Genomic DNA, 5,332 nt, shown 5'->3' on the forward strand with positions numbered 1-5,332 from the left:
CTCCTCTCCCTCGCGGCCGCCAGCGGCCTGGCCGCTTCCTTCACCGCCCGTGCGGCCCAGCGCAAGTCGCTGGCGGATCCGCTGCTGATGGGCGTCGAGCAGGCGATGCTCGACTCCGGCCTCGGCCAGGCCTTCCAGAAGGGCTTCGGCCGCGACACCGGTGTCGCGGTGCAGATCTCGGGCGGCCAGAGCGCCACGCTGATCCAGGCGCTCGAGCGCGGCGAGATCGACATGGCGATGACGAATGCGCCGGAGCTTGAGATGCAGCTCGAGAAGCAGGGCCTGGCGCACGACCGCCACCGCGTTGCGCTCGGCGACTACGTGCTGATCGGCCCGGTCGAAGGCAAGGGCAAGAAGGCCAAGGACCCGGCCGGCGTGCTCGGCGGCAAGGACATCGGCATCGCGCTGATGAGCATCGCGAACGCGCAGGCGCGCTTCCTCGGCAACAACAACGGCAGCGGCGCGGCGCTGGCCGAGTTGCCGCTGTGGCGCGCGTCGAAGGTGGCGCCGGTCGCACCCTGGTACGTGCCCGCGGACCCGAAGAGTTCGATCATCGCGCAGGCCGCGGCGCAGAACGCGTACGCGGTGGTGGAGCGCGGTGTCTGGCTGAGCCACACGACCAAGCCGCTCGCGATCGTCGTCGAAGGCGATCCGCTGCTGGCGACCGAGGTCCACGTGATGCGCTCGTTCCGCGTCAACCACCCGGCGGCCAAGCTGTTCACGGCCTGGGTGTCCGGCCCGCAGGGTCGCCGCGTCGCGGCCAGCGTGCGTGGCTGGCGTGCGCCCGCCGGCTGAGTTGCCGGTGACGATGCGCCTGCTCAGCGTCAACGCCGCCCGCGCGAGCGAGCGCCTGATCGACGGCCGGCCGGTGCTCACCGCCATCGGCAAGCAACCGGTCGACGGCCCGGTCGCGGCGCAGCTGATGGGGCTGGACGGCGACGAGCAGGCCGACCTCAGCGTGCACGGCGGCCTGGGCAAGGCGGTGTACGCCTACCCGAGCGAGCACTACCCGTTCTGGCAGACGGTGCGCGCGCAGGCGCAGGCGGCCGGCTGGAACGAGCCGCTGCCGCACGGTTCGATCGGCGAGAACCTGACGCTCGCCGGCATGCTCGAAGACCAGGCGTGGATCGGCGACGTGCTGCGCTTTCCCGATTGCGAGCTCGCGGTCAGCGAGCCGCGCTTTCCGTGCTTCAAGTTCAATGCGGCGATGGGCTTCAACCAGGCCGCGAAGATGATGGCGTCGAGCGCCTGGTGCGGCTTCTACCTGTCGGTGCGCTCGCCCGGCACGCTGCGCGCCGGACAGGCCTTCGAGCTGGTGCCGGGGCCGCGCGAGGTCGGGATTCCCGAGCTGTTCCGTGCCCGCATGAAGAAGGGCTGAAGAGCCGGGCTGGGGGCTCAAGCCCTCGGCGCCGACCAGCGGAACATCGGCGATGCCAGCAGCACCACCGCCGCCATCCGCGTGACGTGGAAGGCCGTCACCACCGGCACGCCCAGCTCCAGCACCTTGGCCGTCAGGCACATCTCGGCGATGCCGCCGGGCGAGGTGCCGAGCAGCACGGTGGCCGGATGCAGGCCGCTGAACTGCGCGACGCCGAGCGCGAAGCCTGCTGACAGCGCGATCATCACCAGCGTGCCCGCCCCCACGCTGAGCAGCCAGCGCGGCGCCGTGTGCAGGAAGGCCGGCGTGAAGCGCGTGCCGAGCGCGACGCCGATGAAGAGCTGGCCGAGGTTGGTCATCCACTTCGGCACGGCCGACAGCTCGACGCCGGTGGCGGTGAGCCCGAACGCGACGAACAGCGGGCCCAGCACCCACGGGTTCGAGACGCCGCGCCAGCGCAGGAAGGCGCCGCCGGCGGCCGTCATCGCGATCAGCTGCAGCAGCCCGTGCCACTCGACGACCTGCGGGCCGGGCAGCGTCGGGTCGAGCCCGTGCAGCCCGGCGAACTGGAAGCCGAACGGGATCGTCAGCACGACCAGCAGGATGCGCAGCGAATGCGCGCTTGCGACCAGGTCCATGCGCCCGCCGTAGCGCTCGGCGAGCACCGCCATCTCGGAGGCGCCGCCGATCGCGCTCGCGAAGAACAGCGTCGGCCGGTCGAGCGCCATCGCGGCATTGGCGCGCGCCAGGTAGAGGCCGAAGCCGGCGCCGAGCAGCAGCGCCCACGCGATGCCGACGAGGATCACCGCCCAGTGGCTCGCGACGATGCCCACCACCTGCGGCGTGAAGTACAGCCCGAGCACGGTGCCGATGGCCCACTGGCCGGCGTTGCGCAGCGGCGTGGCGGCCGCGAGCGGCAGGCCGGCCATGCAGCCGATCGCGGTCGCGATCAGCGGGCCGATCATCCATGGCAGCGGGGTGTGCAGCAGCAGGCACAGGCCGGCGGCCGCGGCGCCGGCGAGGAGGGTCAGGGCAAGGCGGGCCGGGCGCCGCGCGAGGAATTCAGGCACCCGGCGATGCTAGCCGCAGGGGCTGTCAACGCGCTTTCAGAACCCTTCCAGAACCACCTTGCCGCGCGCCTTGCCGCTCTCGATGAAGGCATGGGCGCGCTTCAGGTTGGCGGCGTTGATCGTGCCGAAGTGCTCGCCGAGCGTGCTGCGCAGCCGGCCGGCGTCGATCAGCCGGGCGACCTCGTCGAGCAGCTCGTGCTGCTTGTGCATGTCGGCGGTCTGCATCATCGGCCGCGTGAACATCAGCTCCCAGTGCAACGACAGGCTCTTGCGCTTCATCGGCATCACGTCGAGCGGTTCCTTGAAGTCGTCGATCAGCGCGAGCTTGCCCTGTGGCGCGAGCGCTTCGACGATCTGCTGGAAGTAGGTGGGCGTGTGCGTGAGCCCGGCCACYGCGCTGACCTGCGGCACGCCGGCGGCCTGCAGTTGCGGCAGCAGCGGCTGATGGTGGTCGATCACGTGGTGCGCGCCGAGTTCGCGCAGCCAGGCTTGCGTCTCGGGGCGCGACGCGGTGCCGATCACCGTCAGCTTCGTCAGCCGGCGCGCGAGTTGCGTCAGGATGGAGCCGACGCCACCGGCCGCGCCGATGATCAGCAGCGCGCCTTCGGTGTCGGCCGTGGCGCCGAGGCGGTCGAACAGCAGTTCCCACGCGGTGATCGCGGTCAGCGGCAGCGCGGCGGCCTGCGCGACCGGGATCGACGTGGGCGCGTGGCCGACGATGCGCTCATCGACCAACTGCAGCTCGGCATTGCTGCCGGGCCGCGTGATGTCGCCGGCGTACCAGACGCGGTCGCCCGGCTTGAACAGCGTGACCTGCTCGCCCACCGCCTCGACGGTGCCGACGGCATCCCAGCCGATCACCTTCAACTGGCCCTCGGCGGGCGGGCTGCCGGCGCGGATCTTCACGTCGACCGGGTTCACCGACACCGCCTGCACGCGCACCAGCAGGTCGCGGCCGGCGGCAGTGGGTTCGGGCAGCGTGACGTCGAGCAGCGAGTCGGCATCGGCGATCGGCAGGGGGCGGCGGTAGGCAACGGCTTTCATCGGGCGGCTCCGGAAGGGAAGTGGTCAGTCCGGGCACTGTAGGCAGCTTGGCGGAAATTGATAATCCAGTCGCGGGAACTATCACCTTCAAACAGGATTTGAAGCCGAGCGGGATCGAGACTGCGGCGACGACAATACGAGGCTGCCCGTTTTCCAGAAAGCCGCCCATGCTCGCCTACCGCCACGCCTTCCACGCCGGCAACCATGCCGACGTGCTCAAGCACACCGTGCTCGGCATGGTGCTGCGCTACATGAACCAGAAAGAGAAGCCGTACCGCCTGGTCGACACCCACGCCGGTGCCGGCGGCTACTCGCTCGAAGGCCAGTACGCGACGAAGAAGGGCGAGTTCGAGCAGGGCATCGCGCGCCTGTGGGGCCGCGACGACCTGCCCGGCCCGGTGGCCGACTACGTGGCCGCGGTGCGCCAGTTCAACCCCGACGGCAAGCTGCGCCAGTACCCCGGCTCGCCGGCCTTCTCGCAGATGCTGCTGCGCGCGCAGGACCAGCTGCGGCTGTTCGAGCTGCACAACACCGACCACCGCATCCTCGCGTCCTTCCTCGGCGAGACGAAGAACGTCGAGATCTTCAACGCCGACGGCTTCGACGGGCTGAAGGGCCAGGTGCCGCCGTCGAGCCGGCGCGCGGCCATCCTGATGGACCCGAGCTACGAAGGCCACGGCGACTACGGGCGCGTGATCGCCTCGCTGCGCGAAGCGCTGCTGCGCTTCAACGAAGGCGTCTACATGGTCTGGTACCCGCAGGTGCAGAAGCTCGAAGCGGCGCAGCTGCCGCGCCGGCTCGAGGGCCTCGCGCCCAAGGGCTGGCTGCACGTGCGCCTGACGGTGCAGGTGCCCGACTCGCAGGGCTTCGGCCTGGCCGGCAGCGGCATGTTCATCCTGAACCCGCCGTACACGCTGCACGACGAACTGCTCGCCGTGCTGCCGTACCTGGTCGACGTGCTGGGACAGTACGACGACGCGAACTACCTGCTCGAGCAGAAGACGGCTTGAACTGCGCGGCGTCAGTTAAGCGGTAAGTGAGGTTGCAAGCGGTTTCAGCCGAGTTTCACGAAACGCTCGGTAGATTCCCTGACGAGCGCCTTTTTGCTGCGGTGCCGTAGCTGCACCGCCGCAATCCGCGCCAGGGCGCGCGGCTGCTCATGTCGCGCCGTGTCATGTGATGTTTTTCACAGTCTTCGAAGGATCACTTCGGACTTGTCATCGCCTTAACGATTGGTAAACGTCTTCTTGCAAGCGCTTTCAGCCGTGGCTATGCTCGCGCCGCGTTCGCTCGCTCCGCTGAAGCGCACGACATACCCACAAGAGGAGACAAGCCATGATCCGTTCTTCCCGCGCTGCCCTGCATGGGCTCGCTTGGGGCCTTGCGCTCACGCTGGGCGCCTGCGGCGGAGGCGATTCCAACGACAGCCCGGCACCGCCTCCCGTGAGCACCGACATCCCGACCACCCCGCTGCAGGACTGGCCCGCGATCAAGAGCGCGGTGGCCCGTGATGCCGACATCGAGTCGAAGGTCGACGCGCTGCTCGCCAAGATGAGCCTGGAGGAGAAGGTTGGCCAGATGACGCAGGTCGAGATCCAGGGCGTGACGCCGGACGACATCAAGACCTACCACCTGGGCTCGGTGCTGAACGGCGGTGGATCGTTCCCGGGCCAGCACAAGGATGCGCCGGTCGCCGACTGGCTGGCGCTGGCCGATTCGCTGTGGGCCGCGTCGAAGGACCCGGCCAACACGAACCCGATCCCGCTGATCTGGGGCACGGACGCGGTGCACGGCCACAACAACGTGAAGGGCGCGACGCTCTTCCCGCACAACATCGGGC

Annotated in this window: 6 protein-coding genes; 4 read left to right on the forward strand and 2 right to left on the reverse strand. The window is 69.6% G+C overall.

The features are described from left to right. Positions 1 to 795 (forward strand): substrate-binding domain-containing protein (locus tag AC1D01_RS19345; protein ID WP_477869114.1); only part of this gene is annotated, 795 nt, incomplete at its 5' end. Between the two features lie 13 nt (positions 796 to 808). Then, positions 809 to 1,378 (forward strand): MOSC domain-containing protein, encoded by a 570-nt coding sequence (locus tag AC1D01_RS19350; protein WP_477869124.1) that lies wholly within the window; start codon positions 809 to 811, stop codon positions 1,376 to 1,378. A 17-nt stretch (positions 1,379 to 1,395) separates the two neighbouring features. Here AC1D01_RS19350 and AC1D01_RS19355 read toward each other — a convergent pair whose 3' ends face one another. Further along, positions 1,396 to 2,448, reverse strand: coding sequence for an AbrB family transcriptional regulator (locus AC1D01_RS19355; protein WP_477869116.1), 1,053 nt, complete (start codon positions 2,446 to 2,448; stop codon positions 1,396 to 1,398). Between the two features lie 36 nt (positions 2,449 to 2,484). After that, positions 2,485 to 3,492: a zinc-binding alcohol dehydrogenase family protein gene (locus AC1D01_RS19360; protein WP_477869118.1), complete on the reverse strand. Its 1,008-nt coding sequence runs from the start codon at positions 3,490 to 3,492 to the stop codon at positions 2,485 to 2,487. Between the two features lie 167 nt (positions 3,493 to 3,659). Here AC1D01_RS19360 and AC1D01_RS19365 point away from each other — a divergent pair, with 167 nt between their 5' ends. Together AC1D01_RS19365 and AC1D01_RS19370 are read left to right on the forward strand one after the other, a co-directional pair. Further along, entirely contained in the window at positions 3,660 to 4,502 is an 843-nt protein-coding gene (locus AC1D01_RS19365; RefSeq protein ID WP_477869120.1) for a 23S rRNA (adenine(2030)-N(6))-methyltransferase RlmJ, read from the forward strand. 325 nt (positions 4,503 to 4,827) lie between these two features. Further along, positions 4,828 to 5,332 (forward strand): glycoside hydrolase family 3 N-terminal domain-containing protein (locus AC1D01_RS19370; RefSeq protein ID WP_477869122.1); only part of this gene is annotated, 505 nt, incomplete at its 3' end.

Source organism: Rhizobacter sp. P3_B12 (assembly GCF_056402895.1).